Here is a 16,745-nt window from a genome sequence, read left to right on the forward strand (position 1 = left end):
ACCAGCAAGCCTCGCTCAAGCCTCACCTGGTTTTCAGTTTTTTCATCCCCCCTGATAAGTGTCGTATCGACTCCTGCATCGCCGGATATAACAGGGCGCCCCCACGCCGGGCGGCGGACAGCAGAATTGCTGGCCCCGTACGCATCGACTGCAACGAAAAAAAGATCGAGAGACAGAAGTTGTCCCCTGCTGTGGGGTTATTGCCTGTCGGCTTGTACTCCCAATCGGGCTTGTAATCGAACGGTATTGCGGTAGTCCGAGGGAGCGCATCCCCCGCAGTAAATCCTGGCATACTCATTTCCTGCCTCCCTGGATCAATAGGTTCTAATAGGGGCGACAGGCGAGTACAGCATTCCTTCCCCGGCAGGGAATCGCCTCCTGTACCCTCCTGCGCCCTTTTCGAGCACCTCCACACGGCTGCGGAGGTGATCCCTCATCACATCAGTTCTGATAGTTTCCTCAAAACCTTTCACGGACAGGTCCCCATGGAAGGAAGGGGCACAAGGTCGCGTCACAGCTACAAGCCCCGGATGCAGGATTGCAATCGCAAAACAGCGTACATCCGGGTCCCAGATCTATCGTTCGCATCATTTGCGGAATCACCGCGGTGTTATTCACGGAGCCCTGCTTACTCTTGAAATAATTCCCGGTTGTTTTGTAAACCGATGACTCCGCGTTAAATCCTGGTATGTTCATGATGTATCTCCTTTCAATGAGTGCAGCGATACTTCCCTAAAGCTCACCCAATACCGCATGAATTGCCCGTATGGCGCCATGTTCCGATGTACAGATGCAGATGTCGGTTGCAGCATCACAGTCGCATGTCCACTCCTGCAGCTTTATACGTTGAGGGATAACTGATCCCTCTGCCCGATGCATTGGCCCGAGCAACCGGCGAGCGATAGTATTTGTGCGATGAAGCGAGGCTTCAGCAGTAAATCCTGGCATATTCATTTTCACACCTCCTTCTTTAAGAAATCAACGTTCGTAATACGGAGAGATCTTGGTGACGAGGAAAGGAAACTCCTCGGTCATATCCACGCGCACGAAGTATTTCTCGGTAAAATCGGTATTGCGATTGGTATAGGAGAAAATGACCTCGACGATGTTGCGCCCGCTGCTCAGGGCCGAGGGACGCACCTCCACGCCCGTCAGGGAATGATCTTCCGCGAACTCTTCCGCCGCCTTGGCATAAATGGCGGGATAGCGCATGGCAAGGTAGTTCAACGCCCGATGTTCATCCGTGGCGCCTGCGTTATCGGTCATGTGCATGATCCGGTCAAACAACTCCTCGGCGGCGGAGCCAAATCGCTCCTTGGCCATTTTCTCCGGTTTCGGAATTGCCCTGATCAATTCATCTCGTCCAAAGGAATAGATCTGGTCGAATACCACTACCGGCACCATCAGCCCGTTACACATCTCCGGCGGAGCAATGGGACCGCGCATTCCGATGACTACATCGATATCCTGGGGAGCAGGTGCAGGCCGGATGGCATCGATCAACATATCGACGTCGGCAGGATCGCGTGGAACCAGAAGGTAGGTTTCCAGTCCCTGTACCGTCAGCACCCAGCACAGTTGCCGTACCAGATACCGGTTCTGCCGCTGGGACAGGACTTCATGGAAGGCCTGCTGATCGGTTTTGCCAGCGGTTTCCGCACGCCCGGTCGCCTGCGCAAATTCTTTTTCCACACTCAGATTGGGAAAGCGCGCCTCCACTCGTCCTATGGCATAAACAAAGGCATTCATGCCGCCATTCGCACTCATGCCTTCGGTTCCGCCCGGACTTTGACTCATGCGAGTTCCGTTACAACCGCAGCCTCCTCCCATCTGGGGAGAGATCATTGCGTTCGAGGCCGAATCAGGCCTTACCTGGATCGGGTGGCCTGTTGTGCTTTCGACTGGCTCTGCCATCATAGTTTGTTCGCTCATATTGCTTCTCCCTTAACTTGATAGTGCCAACAGCGTTAAAAAGCTGAAAATCTCTCTAAAATCACCTTCTACTTCTCTTGTCATGCTTTTACTTCCGGCTGCGGGGTGTAAAAGCGAGCCAACGGTTGAGCGCAGCCCCCCGCCGTTCGCAGCCTCCGCAGGGTTTCATTCGAAAATAAGTGGCGGCGTGCTTGATCGCATCACCAGCCCGATCTCCTCATCGGTAATGAAACCGGGCAGGCGCACGCGGTGAGCGGCTTGCTTGCTTGTATCTGCAACGCTTTCACGTTCAACCGGGTTTTTATCGCTTCCGCCATTTGCATTCCTTTCGCTTGCGTTCCCGCGACCCGGATTTACGTTGATATCATTTCCAGTCACGCTGTTTGCCTCCTTGTATTTACTGTGGACAGTATCTGCCAGGCCGACTCGGCATCCAGCAGGGGTGGAACCACCGAACCCCGACGTGGGAGATGGAACTGCACGCGGCCGCCTCCGGTTTGCCTCGTGGTTACTTGCTGAAAGTTTTGAGGTTGGGACATGAGGGCGAGCTTGATCTGGGCCGCCGTGGCATCAGGAAACTGCGACCACAACAGCGCAATGGCGCCGGTGACAAAAGGCACAGCCACACTTGTACCGCCCATAGTGAGGATTTGTCCCTCAGCGCCGAGACCGGTGATGTTGTCGCCTGGCGCGCTCAAGCCGCGTGTTCCAATCGTGCTGCCGAGATTGGACTCGTTGATCGGATAGCCGCGCAAATCGCAAGCCACGACCGGAATAACCCATGGATGGCGAGTAATGACGGAACTGCCCAGCATGCCCTGATTGCCTGCTGCAGCAGCAATCAATACACCGCGGCTGAGCGCCCGATTGAATGCTTCATCCAGCAGCTTCTCTTCCCTCGTCGAGGGCTGTGCCAGGGCCAGACTCAGGTTGATAACGCGCGCTCCCGCATTGATGCAATCAAAGATTGCCCCTGCCAACTCCTGCGGAGTGGCACTGGGCATGTGCTCGCGTCCCGAGGTGCTTTCGCTGAAAATCGGGCGGATAAGGAGCGTACAGTCGGGACAAATGGCAGGCGCAGGCGAAGTGCGCCTGGCCGCGAGGACACCGGCTATGAAGGTTCCGTGCAGGCAGGCATTGCTATTGTTCCTGGTACAGCTCGCCCCGTTATTTCCGGATATCTCCTGGAGATGTCCGTTTGTCAGATCTGTATGACTGGTGGCGACAGGTCCGTCGATGAGCCCGATCCTGATATCGGAACTGCCTTGGGTACGCTGCATCAATCTGGTGAGCTTGACGAGTTCGGTAGGGTGCAACACTTTCTCCTGAATCTAAAGTTATAACCTTCCATGCAGCCCGAAGCAGCTTGAGCCAGGAAAGTACTCACCAACTCTCGCCTTTTTTATGTTTAGCACACCCCATGCCGCAAGCAAGCTCAACCAAATCCTTGAATATGGGCAGGTTTAGCGGGAACAGAGATCCGGAAAATTGTTATCCGGAAGTGGAAGCGGGAAAGACTGCCGCCCTAAAAACAGCGACAACAAACAAGGCTCGATAGGTGAGGTAACTGGATGTTACCCGCACCGGATACAATTTGACCCCTACCAAAATGGGTCAGGGAAATTGATAAAGAGAAGAAAGGGGCGGGGGTAGAGCCGATGATCCTGACCGTTAACCCGGATATTTCACCAGATCACGGGATAATGGCGAGGTGTTTTGGGAATAGATTTGTGTATCCCGCGCCCAGCCAATAGGCGCGTCTATTGGTGCAGAGCGGGAGCGCGAAGATGCTGTAAAACACCCCAGTGCCCGTGAAGGCGATGGTACAGACTGGACTCAGCCTTGATTGATCAAATACTCATGTTCATGCGGCTTTCTACAATTCTCAGGCCGGTTTGGTGAAATATCCCGCTCAATGCTCACTCACATGATTGAATCCGTTTGAAACCACGAGACGCGTTGTAGATCATTTTCAGGAATGGGGTCGCCGAAGGTCGGACCGAAAATAGAGAAACCGACCTTATTTCAACCTCTCCCGGCGGGATAGAGCGTGTCTCTTCCATGGACGAGATGGTACAGCACCGGTAGTACCAGCAGTGTCAGCGCCGTGGATGACAGAATTCCTCCAATGACCACCGTTGCCAGCGGCCGCTGCACTTCTGCCCCGATACTTGTAGCCAGGGCCATGGGAACAAACCCGAGGGCAGCCACCAGGGCTGTCATCAACACGGGCCGCAATCTCGCGAGTGCTCCTTCCTTGATGGCATCTTCCAGCGAGCAGCCTTGCGCACGCAAATCCCGTATGAACGACAGCATCACGAGGCCGTTCAGCACCGCGACACCAGACAGAGCAATGAACCCGACCGCGGCGGAAATGGACAAGGGGATGTCCCGCAACCACAATGCCACCAAACCGCCACTGAGGGCAAAGGGAACACCGGTGAACATCAACAGCCCGTCCCGAAAATTGCCGAACATGGTGTAAAGCAGCATCAGGATCAGCCCAAGCGCCAGGGGAATTGCTATTTGTAACCGCGTCGCCGCGGAAACCAGTTGCTCGAACTGTCCACCCCACGTGAGCCAGTATCCGGAAGGAATCGGCACTTGCTCCACCACCAATGCTTCCGCTTCTTCGACAAAGGAACCAAGATCCCTCCCTCGTACATTTGCTGTAACGACAGCCCGGCGCTTGCCGTTTTCCCGGCTCACCTGGTTGGGTCCCTGGAGAACTTCGATAGTGGCGACTTCGCCGAGGGTAACGTAGGTGGTCATGCCGATGGATGCTTGGCTTTGCAGGCCCCCGGTTGATGCCTGACTTTGCGGACCTCCAGTTGATGTCTGGCTCTGCGGATTTCCGGTCGACGGTCCTTGCATGGGAATACCGATGGGCAATCGCCTGAGTGCATCAGGATCGGCCCGCAACTGTTCCGGGAGCCGCACCTGCAACTCGAAGCGGCGGTCGCCCTCGAAAATCGTTCCGGCGTTTTTTCCACCAACGGCAACCGCTACTGCATCCTGTATATCCGCGACATTCAATCCGTAACGGGCAAGCTTTACACGGTCAGGCTGAACGGTCAGCACCGGCAAGCCGGTAAGCTGTTCGGTTTTTACATCCGCCGCGCCGGGAACAGTTTCGAGCAGATGCTCGATCTGGTCTGCCACCCTGAACAGCGTGTCCATGTCGTCACCGAATACCTTTACCGCGACGTCCGCTCGCACACCGGACAGCAACTCGTTGAATCGCATCTGGATGGGCTGGGTAAATTCATAATTGTTGCCCGGTACCTGGCCTACCGCCTGCTCCAGTGCAACAATAAGATCTGCCTTCGTGGAATATTGTTTCCGCCATTGCGACTGGGGTTTCAGTATGACGAAGATGTCCGCCACGTTCGGTGGCATGGGGTCGGTTGCGATCTCGGGAGTCCCGATCTTGGTGAAAACACGCTCCACCTCGGGAAATGCCTTGATCGTCTCCTCCACTTCATGCTGCATCTCGATTGCCGTGGTCAGGCTGGTACCGGGAATGCGGATTGCGTGCAGCGCGATATCTCCCTCATTGAGATTGGGTACGAACTCCGTACCCATTTTTGTGGTCAGCAGGCCGCTCAATGCAACAATCACAACGGCGGTGGTGACAGTGAGGCCCCGGTTTCTCATTACAGCGTCGAGAACCGGCAGATAGACTTTCTTCGCCCACGCAACCACCGCGCTTTCCTTTTCTGTCACCTTTCCAGTCAGAAAGAGTGCAATCGCCGCCGGGATAAACGTTATGGAAAGAATCATTGCTCCCAGCAGGGCGGTTAGTACCGTAGAGGCCATTGGGTGGAACATCTTCCCTTCCACCCCCGAAAGCGTGAAGACGGGAAGATAAACCACCATGATGATGAGCTCGCCATAAATGAGCACACGCCGCGCTTCCCTGGTCGCCTCGAATACCACCGCGAGACGCTCGTTCAATGAGAGTTCCCGTCTCAGCCGCGTCTGCTCATGAGCCAGCCGGCGCATGCTGTTTTCCACGATGACAATGGCGCCGTCCACGATGAGACCGAAATCGAGTGCCCCCAGGCTCATCAGATTGGCGCTGACCTCATTGGCTACCATTCCGGTAAAGGTGAACAGCATCGAGAGGGGAATCACGAGCGAAGTGATGACGGCCGCACGCAGGTTCCCAAGGAAAAGGAACAGCACGACGATGACCAGTATCGCGCCTTCGAGCAGGTTGGTGGCAACGGTCCTGATCGTCTTGTCCACAAGCGTCGTCCGATCATAGACGGCGATCGCTTCGACACCTTTCGGCAGATTCCGGTTGATTTCGGCAAGTTTTTTTGCGACGGCCTGGGAAACGACACGACTGTTTTCCCCGATCAGCATGTGGGCTGTGCCGAGCACAGTCTCCTGTCCATTCTGGGTCGCGGCACCCGTGCGCAATTCCCGTCCTATCAGCACATCGGCCACGTCCTTGATGCGTATGGGTATCCCCAAGCGGGAGCCCAGGGTGATATTGGCGATCTCTTCCAGGTTTGCCACCTGTCCCGGCACTCGCACCAGGTACTGTTCGCCGCTTTTCTCGATATATCCGGCGCCGACATTGAGGTTATTGAGGCGCAGTGCGACGATGACGTCATTCAGTGTCAATCCGAAGGAGATCAGCTTTTCGGGGTAGGGTGCGACATGGAATTGCTTGATGAAACCTCCGACAGCGTTTATTTCCGTAACACCCGGTACCATGCGCAGCTGCGGCCGGATGATCCAATCCTGGATTTCCCGCAGGTCGATGATGCTGTATGGCGACCCGTCAGGCTTTCGCGCACCCTCTTTAGCATTGACAGACCACATGAAAATCTCGCCCAAGCCGGTCGAGATCGGCCCCATGGTCGTTTCCACATCGAGCGGCAAACGCTCTTTTGCTTCCTGCAACCTCTGGTCGATCAACTGGCGGGCGAGGTAGATATCCGTGCCATCCTCAAAAATAACCGTAACCTGTGAGAGACCGTACCGGGAAAGCGAGCGGGTGTATGCGATGTTGGGGAGTCCCGCCATGATCATCTCGATCGGGAAAGTGACGCGTTGTTCAACCTCGATCGGTGTATATCCCGTTGCCCGTGTATTGATCTGTACCTGCACGTTGGTTATATCGGGGACGGCGTCGATGGGGAGCTTCTGGTAGCTATGGATTCCCACGGCGCCCATCGTCAGCACGGCCATCAGAACCAGCACGCGCCGCTGAATGGAGAGTTCGAGGATGCGCTCAATCATGATGCCGGTGAAACTGATCTATTTGATCAAGAGGGATGGAGCCCTTACTTGACCTGCCTGACCCGGATCTAGTGTTCATGGGTAGCCCCCGATTTACCCAGCTCGGCTTTGATTGCAAAGCTGTTGCCTGCCGCGTATTGTTCTCCTGCCTTCAAGCCATCGAGAACCTCGATCGTCTTGCTGTCGCTACGTCCCAGCTCCAGCGGCCGCGCTTCGAAATATTCACCATAACGCCCGAATACCACAGTCGAGTCATGGAGTGTCTGGAGCGCGTCGGCAGATACGGCAACCGGTACGGGAATTTCTGCGGCCACCATTTCGGCAGTTACAAACATCCCGGGACGCCATTTTCCCTCCTTGTTTTGCAGGGCGAGCCGCGCCGTGGCCGTACGGGTCTGGCCGCCGATCAGAGTGGTGATGTAGATAACAACGCCTTCCCCCTCCAGATCCGACGCCGTTGCCCTGACGGTCGCTTTTTGCCCGACCTTGACTACATCCAGGTCTTTTGGATAAACCGTGATGCCAGCCCACACTGTCGAAACATCGGCAATAACAAAAATATGTTCATCTTCCTTCAGCGTCTGGCCGAGGGCGACAGTCTTGTCAATGATGAGCCCGGATATCGGGGCACGGACTTCATAGCTGGCCAGATTGCCGGAAGAAGGCGCCGCTTCCGGCTGCACTCCAAGCGACTGCAGCTTGACTGCAGCCAGGTCCAATGCAATCTCGGCCTCATTCAGCAGTTCCTGGGCCACGAGGTAGTCCTGCTTGGCGGAGATTTTTTCTTCCCACAGCTGCCGTTCGCGCTCATAGGTCGTTTGTGCCAGACCGAGCCGCTTCTTGGCTACCCGGTACTGGCTACGCAGTTCAGCCAGCATCTGACTCTCTATCACCACAAGAATCTCTCCTTTCTGCACCTGCTGGCCGTGGTGACGCTTCACCGCGGTGACTATTCCCGGGAGGCGGGGTACCACTTGCACGATGGTATGCTCATTGAAGATGATCTCCCCAGGCAGCTTGAGCAGGGGTTTGATGATTGCCGGGCCAGCCGTGCGTATTTCGATACCGGCGCCTTTCAGCATCTCGTCCGGCATTTCCACCCTGGCCTCGACCTGGCTATACTCCCAATGCATCGTTCTGCCTTTCCATTCGACAGCAATCGCGGCATTAAACGAATGAGGTTCTTTCACTATCTGATCGCTTACCAGATAATCAGCCTCTGGCGTGAACCTGAATATCTGCGCAGGTGCCCCAAGGCGGGACAACGTCATGGTGACTTTGGCAGCGGCGGGCGGAAGGGGCTTGCTCTTTTCATATAGATAGAGCCTGAAGCGCGGCGGTACGTTGGTCTCAAAAATAGTCACCTCCAGGCCAAAGCCGTCTGTTCCACCTTCGGTAAAAAGCTTTCCGCCTTTGGGCCCCTCCCGATAGTTCGATGATGCCTTGCCCTCGACCGCAGGTGCTTCATGAGCGGGATGAGCTGCGGAATCCCCGGAGATGGATTGCGAAGTCTTGTCGGAGCTGAGTATCAACCCGCCGAGTGCAATACCTACGGCGATTACGGAAAGGATCGAAATCAGTTTCTTCCTGTTATTCACTTCTACTCCTTATCATCCGTAAAATCGGAAGAGGCTGGTTCATCGGTGTCCTGTCTGGCAACACCATCGAGGGGCGCTGCAATCAAACGTTCGATTTCATTGACAAGGCGATGGTAGTTGGCGAGCGCACGCACATACAGAATCTGGTTCTGAAACAAGGTGCGCTGGGCGTCGAGCACTTCAAGAAAGCCGAATTTGCCGAACTCATAACCCTTGTTCGTCACATCGAAAGCACTTCGGGCCGCAGGCAATATCTCCCCGCGCAATATCGATATCTCGTTTTCGACTGCTGCCAACGATTCGTAGGCTTGTACCAGCTCTGCCTTGAGGCGCAGGTCTGTCGCGGCTTGCTCATCCTGTGCCTTATCCAGGCGTTGATAGGCTTCCCGCAGGTTTCCCTGATTCCGGTCGAATAATTGCAGCGGCATGGAGACACCTACGATTGCAGTCGTTCCCCCTGATTCCCAATGTTTGATCATGCCGCCCGCAAGGGTGATATCGGGAATGCGGCGGGATTGCTCCACTTCGAGCAGCGCCTTGCGATGTTCTATGCCTTTTCTGGCGCGATCCGCCATGGGGTTCGATAAGACTCGCTCGGTCAATGCGGCTAAATCGGGCAGGACGACCATCGATTCCAGAACTCCTAGCGCTTCCCCAAACTGAGGCGAACTGTCACCCCATAGCAGCGCAAGGCGTTTGCGCGCGGCGGCCAGTTCGCGTTGTGCCTGTCCCAGAGCAATTCGCGTCGTGGAAAATGCTACTCCCACTTTAGTCTCTTCTATCGGCGGCACTTTTCCCGCCTGCACCCGGCGCCTGACAGTATCCACCACCCGCTGAGCCAGCCGCTGGCTCTCCTCGGCCAGCCGCAACTGCTCCTGTCCCGCCAGCACCTCTGTAAATACGTTCGCTACCCGTGCGACGAGTTCGAGCCGTTTGGTTTCGAAGTCCTTGCCCGCAAGTGCTTGCCCGAGCGACGCAGCATTTACCCGCGCCGCACGTTTTCCTCCCAACTCGATCAATTGGCTGATGCGAATGATCAAATCCTGCTGCTCGACATTTTGCTTGATGGCTCTTTGTCCGTTTTCGTTCCCCATGTTTCCGGCATTGTCGACGTCCACCGACAACTGAGGGTTGCGCAACAATCCGGCCTGCAACGTAACACCCTCCAAGGCGCGCATCTCCTTATCGAAGGAGGCCAGTTCGGGGTTGTGCTGAAGTGTGAGCCGCACCGCATCCCGCAGGGTGAGATTGCTCTTGACTTCAGGACCAGCAGCATTGGGAAAGCGCGTGCCCTCAACCGCACGCATGCCCCTAAAAGAGCTGTCAGCACCTGCCGACGGCAAGCAAGTCATCGCAAGGACAAGCATGACTCCCACACGCGCATACTGCCTGATGATGAACAACACATGAAAATTCATGGAGATTTCTCCGCGAGTAATCAAGGGAAACGCATAACCTGTAGTTGATTACATAAATAGTGGTTTCGCCCCGAGTCCTTAGCCTCCTGTTCACCCTGAGCCCTGAGCCCTTCGGCAGGCTCAGGACATCCTGGCCAAGATAGAAAGGTCGAATTTGTTCAGGACTCGCTCCAAGGGTCGAGCAGGGACTGAACAGGGGCCAAACGGATGCAACGGATGCTCAAGACAGCCTTATGGGGGGTCGACCGTTCTCAAGGTAAAAGGGGTACCCGGAACAGGTATGCCCGAGGGTTCAGGGTGCAATATAGAAACTATTTACCCTGCGAAAACCTTGCCGGATAAACCAGAAGGCGCTTGCGTTAATTCAGGGCTAACAGGTTTCGAGTTTGGACCAATGAGACGCTCGGGCTGCCCGGCGACCTGGCTTAAGAGATTCTGCGGGGAGGGTGAAGAGGTGAATCGGGGATGGATTCGGGGATAGTGACGGTGATGAATCCTGTTATGACTTCCTCAGCAGTAGAAGCTGCCACCATGAGGGGTGCTGTCAGGAAAAAAGGCTGATATTGCCCGGCTGCGTGCAGGCACAAATGTGTCGCGGCATCCAGATGACCTTTGTCGTCACGCAGGGCATGCTGATGGGCTTCGAGGTGAGCCGCCGGATCCAGAGACAGAACGTGATGCGCATGGTCAAGCTCATGCGCAAAGACTTCCCCATTAAATGCCCAGCTCAAGGCATTTGTCATCATGCTGACGAACAGCATGAGCATGACGAAATGGGTATGATGGCTGTGCATGATTTTGTTCATGGCATAAGAAAAAGGGGAAAAGGAATTCTATACCCTTGAAGCCGGTAGTGCCAATATTTGTTTTCTATCTGCAGAAATGACGCTGGTAAGCGAATGGCATTGCACCGCGCGGGCTTCTGATGATGATTCAGAGCCTGCATGATCAAAATTGTTTAGCGCAGGATGTTTACGGTAGGATGCGGTGAAGGCGGTAACCGTAATCCATCAATCGCTAGTTACGCTTTGTTTCCGCCTACCCTGTCTCTGCCAACAATGTACGTCATCCCAGGATCCGCCTCGAATCAAACCTTCACGCGCTTCGCCAGAAGCGGCCGTAGTTGGAGGGGACGCTTAGCCAGCGCTCTTCTCCTTCCGTTGCGACAAAATTATCCTGCCCATGCAGTTGCTCCCTGTAGCTGCCTGTTCGAGAGAACCGTAAGGGAACGGCCTGCTCTGCATCCGTGAAATTCAACGCAATGAGACTCATTGCATCGTCAGTCTTCCGGTGGAAAAGCAGTATCCCGCGCGACAGATAGCGCTCGTAATCGCTATAAAAGTAATGAGAGCCATGGCGCAATTCAGGGCAATTCTTTCGCAGGCTTACCAGATTACGTGTCAGTGTCACCAGGTTTTTCCCCGGCGTGTCATAGAAATAATCCCAGCGCAACGGCCGCAACAGCAACACGCGCCCCAAGCCACCCTCCGGAATGAAATAGTTCTCTCCGAATTCCTGGCCCTGCCATAACATGGGAAGGCCCTTGGCAGTAAGCAACGCGATAAGATAGGGCTGGAGACGGTACCAGTTGGCGCGGCTCCCCTCCATGAATAGGGGATTCCAATCGCGTTGATCCAGGCCAAACTCACATAAAAAACGGCTATGGTCATGATTCTCGATGTACTGGAGCGGTGCTTTGGGCAAGGCTTCTCCGTTCTGGCTGGCGTATTCGATATAGCCGAGCGCTCCAAGTCGATGTCCGAAATTTTCTATTGCACCGGCAGCGCCGTGAACACAGGCTGTGGCTGCGCCAAAGGTGTTGTTCTGCCAGGTGGCATTGCTGTAGGTTTTTTCCAGAATTTCTTCGGGTGCCTCCAGTTGCTCCGCGATTTGAACGAGTCTGACGCTATCCGACGCATGGAACCGGGTAAGACTGATCGTGGTTTTTACATACTCATAGGTATTGAACACCAGGTTGGCATAGCCAACCCCCATAGCGCCGTCCCAGTAGTTTGGCACGCAGTCATAGCGGAAGCCGTCAATATGATAGGTATTCAGCCAGTGTGTGTTCACGCTATAGAAAAAGTCGCGGGTCAAGGCGCGGTTGAAATCGGTGCTGATGCCGAAATAGTCCTTGGCGAACGGGCCCATGAAAGGATTTTCGTCATACTGGAGCCTGTGGTAGAGATCGGCGTAAGGGAAATCAGCCGAGGCATGTCCATATACGACGTCAGCAATGACCGCCAGTCCATGCTGATGCGCTGCATCGACGAAACGCTGGAAATCGTCCCTGCGGCCAAAACGTTCATCCACTCCGAAATAGCCGATGGGCAGGTAGCCCCAATCAACATCGAGCGAGACATTGCTGACAGGCATGACAGATATAGCATTTACGCCCAGGTCAGCCAGATAGGCCAGCCGATCGATCGCTCCTTGCAGGCTGCCGCCGAATTCCGCCAGATTCAGTTCATACAGAATCAGGTCTTGCACCGCAGGCGTTTTCCAGGCGTTCTCCTCGGTACTCCAGACGTAAGGAACAAAGCCAAGCGTAAAAGCCGATAACTTCCCCGTAGCGTATTCGCGGGCAAAAGGATCGATGATCCAGTCGAGTACGCCCACATTCGGATTGTGCAGCTCAAAGCGATAGACGTATCGGCCGGTAAACCGAAATGCGAACTTGGCTGCACATCCCGGATAGTGTTGAAATCAACCTTGCCTGACCACATGTCGCCGTACTCGCCATTTACGCCATGCCCCAGTTCGAAGGCCAGCGGTTGAATTCCCTGAATGAACTGGTCGCGCTCATGAATGAGCTTTATCCACAGGCGGTTCCCGTTGGCGGCCGAGACCCAGGGCAGCAGTATTCCAAAATCTACGATGCCCGGTGTAAGTTCATGCGGGCCGAGTTGATTCATGGGAAGATTTTTCATGATTTGATACTCCCACTGTATCGGTGTAGTCGGTCAAACGTTGGCGAGACGTTCGGTCAGGAAAGTTCTTCAGGGGAGGTCAACACCTTTCTCTCCTCCTTTGGGTCCCCAGAATACCACCCAGGTTCCGAAATCGCTCGAGAAATTCTCGAACCGGTGCTCAACTTTGGCGGGTACAAAAAGACAGTCACCCTCTTTGAATGGATAACGCTCCCCTTCAATCATCAGATCACCCGTTCCTCGATGGACGAAATAGACTTCATCCTGCTCGTGCGGCGTTTGCGGATCATGCCCGATGGGAGCGTAATACTCGACGGACATGGTCCCATGCGCCAGCGCAACGGCAAAACGTTCTCCCATTGGCCATTCCACGGTTACCGGACCGGGAATGCGGGACAATACTTCTTCAACGGTGGCTTTGATTTTCAATGAAGACTCCTATCGGAAAAGATCGTATGGGTAAGGTTCATCCCTTGGCGCTGCGAAAGGCAGAACGCAGGCGAGGAATGTTGTAAACGCTATTTGTCAGGAAGAGATTCCTCCGGAGTTTCGTCCGATATTTCCTGAAATCTGCCTGACAAAGCAGCCAGAAACTCGCTACGGGAGGTCAGAAACCGGTAAAGCGGATATGCAAGAATACCAAAGACTGCACCCAGAAGCAGGCCGGCGAACGGAGCTAAAAAGAGAGCGAGCAGCGCTCTACCGATCCCACTGCTTTCGAAAGTGAAAAGTGCGTTGAAAGGAGAAAAGAGCGTATTGGCGCAACAGAACGACAACGAGTTGAATTTTATAAAGGAGATGAAGTCGAGCTGGACTAAGTATCTGTTCATTTGATTGTCCCAGCAGCAATATGGGTTATCGGTTGGGAAAAGGCAATACATCGGAACATCTCCCGATGCTCCTGCGGTGATTCTATCTTGCCATGTGTTCTTCCCGTCAATGTTTGAGTGATCTGGTCCAGCATATTTGCCTCCTGAAAGCCACTTACAATTTCCCCCGCTTTTTCCCCCACTTGGCAGGAAACATGCCGGGTGAAGATACCGACGGCAGTTCACCAACGGGCATAAGAAGTTGACCCTCGGCCGTCCGATGCTAGACTAAAGAGAATAAATGTCTTTGCTGTGGTACTGTAGCCAAATCGCCAAAGCTATTGACCGCGTCTGAGCCGGAGAACTACACGGATTGCTCAGCCGATTCCTCGAACGTTTCTACAGAGAGACCGCCATGGGAGAGCTTATCGTAGCCAAGCCGGAATTGCCTCAGGACGTAATTGCCCTCATACCCATGCGCAATGTAGTGCTATTTCCGCATGTTCTGACTGCAATTACTGTAGGTCGCGCCAGATCCATTGCCGCGCTGGAGCATGCGCTCGATCCTAAACGACCGCTGGGCATCATCCTGCAGAAAGATCCTGCCGTGGATGAGCCGGGGCAGGATGCGCTGTTTAATGTAGGCACCGTGGTGAACGTTGTCCGGCATCTTGCCTCATCTGACGGGTTACGGCATGCCGTCTGCCAGGGGTTGGGCCGTTTTTCCATCGAAGAAATGATCGAGGACTATCCATTTCTCGCCGCTCGTGTGCGGCTTATTACGGAACCCGACGAGGTATCGACGGAAGCTGAGGCTCTTGCGATGCAGTTGCGGGAGCGTACAGTGGAGATACTCTCTCTGCTGCCGGGCGTACCGGCCGAACTGGCGCATGCGTTACAAGCTACCCGCGCACCCTCGCATCTGGCTGATATCGCCGCGAGTCTGCTCGATACCGAAGTTGCGGAGAAGCAGATGCTGCTAGAAACGGTCAGTACGGAGGAGCGGCTACGCAAGGTACTTCAGATTTTGTCGCGCCGCATCGAGGTGCTGAGACTATCCCAGGAGATTGGTGAGCGTACGAAAGAGCACCTGGAAGACCGTGAGCGCAAGTTTCTATTGCGTGAGCAATTGAAGACAATCCAGAAAGAACTCGGTGAGACGGAGGGGGACGACGAGGAAATAGAGAAGCTGGATGAAGCGATCGCCGAGGCCGGCATGCCGGAAGAGATCGAGGCCCAGGCCAGAAAGGAATTGCAGCGCTTAAAGCGCATGCCTGCAGCTTCCAGTGAATATTCAATGCTGCACACTTACCTTGAATGGATGACGGAACTGCCCTGGAAGCTCCCGGAGGAGGCGCCCATCGACCTCGATGCCGCACGGCAGATTCTAGAGGACGATCATTTTGGGCTCGAGCGCGTCAAGCAGCGTATTATTGAATTCCTGGCCGTTCAGAAGTTGAAGCCGCAGGGGCGTGCACCTATCTTGTGCTTTGTCGGACCACCGGGAGTGGGCAAGACCTCCCTCGGCCAGAGCATCGCGCGGGCATTGCAACGCCCGTTCGTGCGCGTGTCGTTGGGAGGCGTGCATGACGAGGCGGAAATGCGAGGTCATCGTCGCACCTACATTGGCGCCATGCCGGGCAACATTGTGCAGAGCCTGCGCAAGGCTGGCGCACGAAACTGCGTGATGATGCTCGATGAGGTGGATAAGATGTCAGCCAGCCTCCATGGCGACCCATCGGCAGCTCTGCTTGAGGTGTTGGATCCCGAGCAGAATTCCACGTTCCGGGACAACTACTTGGGAGTGCCCTTCGATTTAAGTCGTGTTGTTTTCATCGCCACGGCGAATGTTATTGACAACGTGCCGCCTCCGGTGCGCGACCGGATGGAGATTATTGACCTCCCCGGCTACACCCGGGAGGAGAAGCTTCAGATCGCACAGCGTTATCTCGTAAGCCGTCAACGTGAGGCCAATGGCCTGAACGAGGATCAGTGCGAGATAACGGTGGAAGCGCTCGATGGCATCATCGCCAATTACACCCGTGAGGCGGGAGTACGGCAACTCGAACGGGAGATCGGGCGGGTCATGCGGCATGCAGCCATGCGGGTTGCCTCGGATGCCCAGGTCAAGGTGCGCGTGGATGCCGCAGACCTGGATGCTATTCTCGGATCTGCCAAATTCGAGCACGAGACCGGGCTGCTCACCAGTCTGCCGGGGGTTGCGACTGGCCTTGCCTGGACACCCGTAGGCGGTGACATTCTTTTTATCGAGGCAACGCGGGTGAGCGGGCGTGGACAGCTTATTTTGACCGGGCAGCTTGGCGGTGTGATGAAGGAAAGTGCCCAGGCGGCGCTTACGTTGTTGAAAGGCCGGGCAGACAGTCTTCACATCCCCGCATCCTTGTTTGAAGGCATCGACGTGCACGTGCACGTGCCGGCAGGCGCTATCCCTAAAGATGGTCCCAGTGCGGGCGTGGCGATGTTTATAGCGCTGGCTTCGCTTTTTACCAGCCGCCCAGTACATCGCGACGTGGCGATGACGGGAGAGATCAGTCTGCGAGGGATGGTGCTGCCGGTGGGGGGTATCAAGGAGAAGGTGCTTGCCGCCCAGCGCGCGGGCCTGCACAGGGTGCTGCTGCCTGCGCGCAACGAGAAAGACCTGCGCGAGGTGCCTGAAACAACGCGTTCCACATTGGAGTTCGTTTTTCTGGAAACAGTGGATGATGCGATCCAGACATCGCTGGGTCAGCGGGCGCGACGTCAGGAGTCGGAGTTCAAGCTGGTCTGAGCGTATGATTCCCT

General features: G+C 55.2%; 14 protein-coding genes. 1 reads left to right on the top strand and 13 read right to left on the bottom strand.

The window, feature by feature from the left end:
• Positions 1-22: 22 nt before the first annotated feature.
• From BMY01_RS05260 to BMY01_RS05310, 13 genes are all read right to left on the bottom strand, one after another.
• Positions 23-292, bottom strand: a complete 270-nt coding sequence (locus tag BMY01_RS05260; protein WP_074744971.1) for a hypothetical protein — start codon at positions 290-292, stop codon at positions 23-25.
• A gap of 440 nt (positions 293-732) precedes the next feature.
• Complete coding sequence (locus BMY01_RS05265) at positions 733-954, bottom strand: hypothetical protein (protein ID WP_074744973.1); 222 nt, start codon at positions 952-954, stop codon at positions 733-735.
• Between the two features lie 24 nt (positions 955-978).
• Positions 979-1,932, bottom strand: a complete 954-nt coding sequence (locus tag BMY01_RS05270; RefSeq protein ID WP_074744975.1) for a cyanobactin maturation protease PatG family protein — start codon at positions 1,930-1,932, stop codon at positions 979-981.
• A 165-nt stretch (positions 1,933-2,097) separates the two neighbouring features.
• Positions 2,098-2,310, bottom strand: coding sequence for a hypothetical protein (locus BMY01_RS17725; protein WP_175463200.1), 213 nt, complete (start codon positions 2,308-2,310; stop codon positions 2,098-2,100).
• Positions 2,307-3,251 carry a S8 family peptidase gene (locus BMY01_RS05275; protein ID WP_254772613.1) on the bottom strand — a complete coding sequence of 315 codons (945 nt, stop codon included), beginning with the start codon at positions 3,249-3,251 and terminating at the stop codon, positions 2,307-2,309. The genes BMY01_RS17725 and BMY01_RS05275 overlap by 4 nt, the downstream gene beginning before the upstream one ends.
• Before the next feature lie 706 nt (positions 3,252-3,957).
• A complete protein-coding gene (locus BMY01_RS05280) occupies positions 3,958-7,188 on the bottom strand; it encodes an efflux RND transporter permease subunit (protein WP_074744977.1) in 3,231 nt (1,076 codons plus the stop codon).
• A 68-nt stretch (positions 7,189-7,256) separates the two neighbouring features.
• Positions 7,257-8,786: an efflux RND transporter periplasmic adaptor subunit gene (locus BMY01_RS05285; RefSeq protein WP_074744979.1), complete on the bottom strand. Its 1,530-nt coding sequence runs from the start codon at positions 8,784-8,786 to the stop codon at positions 7,257-7,259.
• Between the two features lie 2 nt (positions 8,787-8,788).
• On the bottom strand, positions 8,789-10,204 hold the full coding sequence (locus BMY01_RS05290) for a TolC family protein (protein ID WP_074744981.1): 1,416 nt from the start codon (positions 10,202-10,204) through the stop codon (positions 8,789-8,791).
• A 425-nt stretch (positions 10,205-10,629) separates the two neighbouring features.
• The gene (locus BMY01_RS05295; protein WP_081353744.1) at positions 10,630-11,010 is read right to left on the bottom strand and encodes a hypothetical protein; all 381 of its coding nucleotides are present in this window, start codon (positions 11,008-11,010) and stop codon (positions 10,630-10,632) included.
• Between the two features lie 289 nt (positions 11,011-11,299).
• Positions 11,300-12,694: an alpha-amylase family glycosyl hydrolase gene (locus BMY01_RS05300; protein WP_254772614.1), complete on the bottom strand. Its 1,395-nt coding sequence runs from the start codon at positions 12,692-12,694 to the stop codon at positions 11,300-11,302.
• Positions 12,682-13,134 carry a hypothetical protein gene (locus BMY01_RS18265; protein ID WP_254772615.1) on the bottom strand — a complete coding sequence of 151 codons (453 nt, stop codon included), beginning with the start codon at positions 13,132-13,134 and terminating at the stop codon, positions 12,682-12,684. Before BMY01_RS18265 ends, BMY01_RS05300 begins: the two co-directional genes overlap by 13 nt.
• Positions 13,135-13,203: 69 nt before the next feature.
• Positions 13,204-13,563: a cupin domain-containing protein gene (locus tag BMY01_RS05305; protein WP_074744983.1), complete on the bottom strand. Its 360-nt coding sequence runs from the start codon at positions 13,561-13,563 to the stop codon at positions 13,204-13,206.
• An 89-nt stretch (positions 13,564-13,652) separates the two neighbouring features.
• Positions 13,653-13,964, bottom strand: a complete 312-nt coding sequence (locus tag BMY01_RS05310; protein ID WP_139176738.1) for a hypothetical protein — start codon at positions 13,962-13,964, stop codon at positions 13,653-13,655.
• Positions 13,965-14,316: 352 nt separating this feature from the next.
• Here BMY01_RS05310 and lon point away from each other — a divergent pair, with 352 nt between their 5' ends.
• Positions 14,317-16,731: an endopeptidase La gene (gene lon, locus BMY01_RS05315; protein ID WP_254772616.1), complete on the top strand. Its 2,415-nt coding sequence runs from the start codon at positions 14,317-14,319 to the stop codon at positions 16,729-16,731.
• Positions 16,732-16,745: the final 14 nt, after the last annotated feature.

The sequence above is a fragment of the Nitrosospira multiformis genome (assembly GCF_900110185.1).
Classification (GTDB): domain Bacteria; phylum Pseudomonadota; class Gammaproteobacteria; order Burkholderiales; family Nitrosomonadaceae; genus Nitrosospira; species Nitrosospira multiformis_A.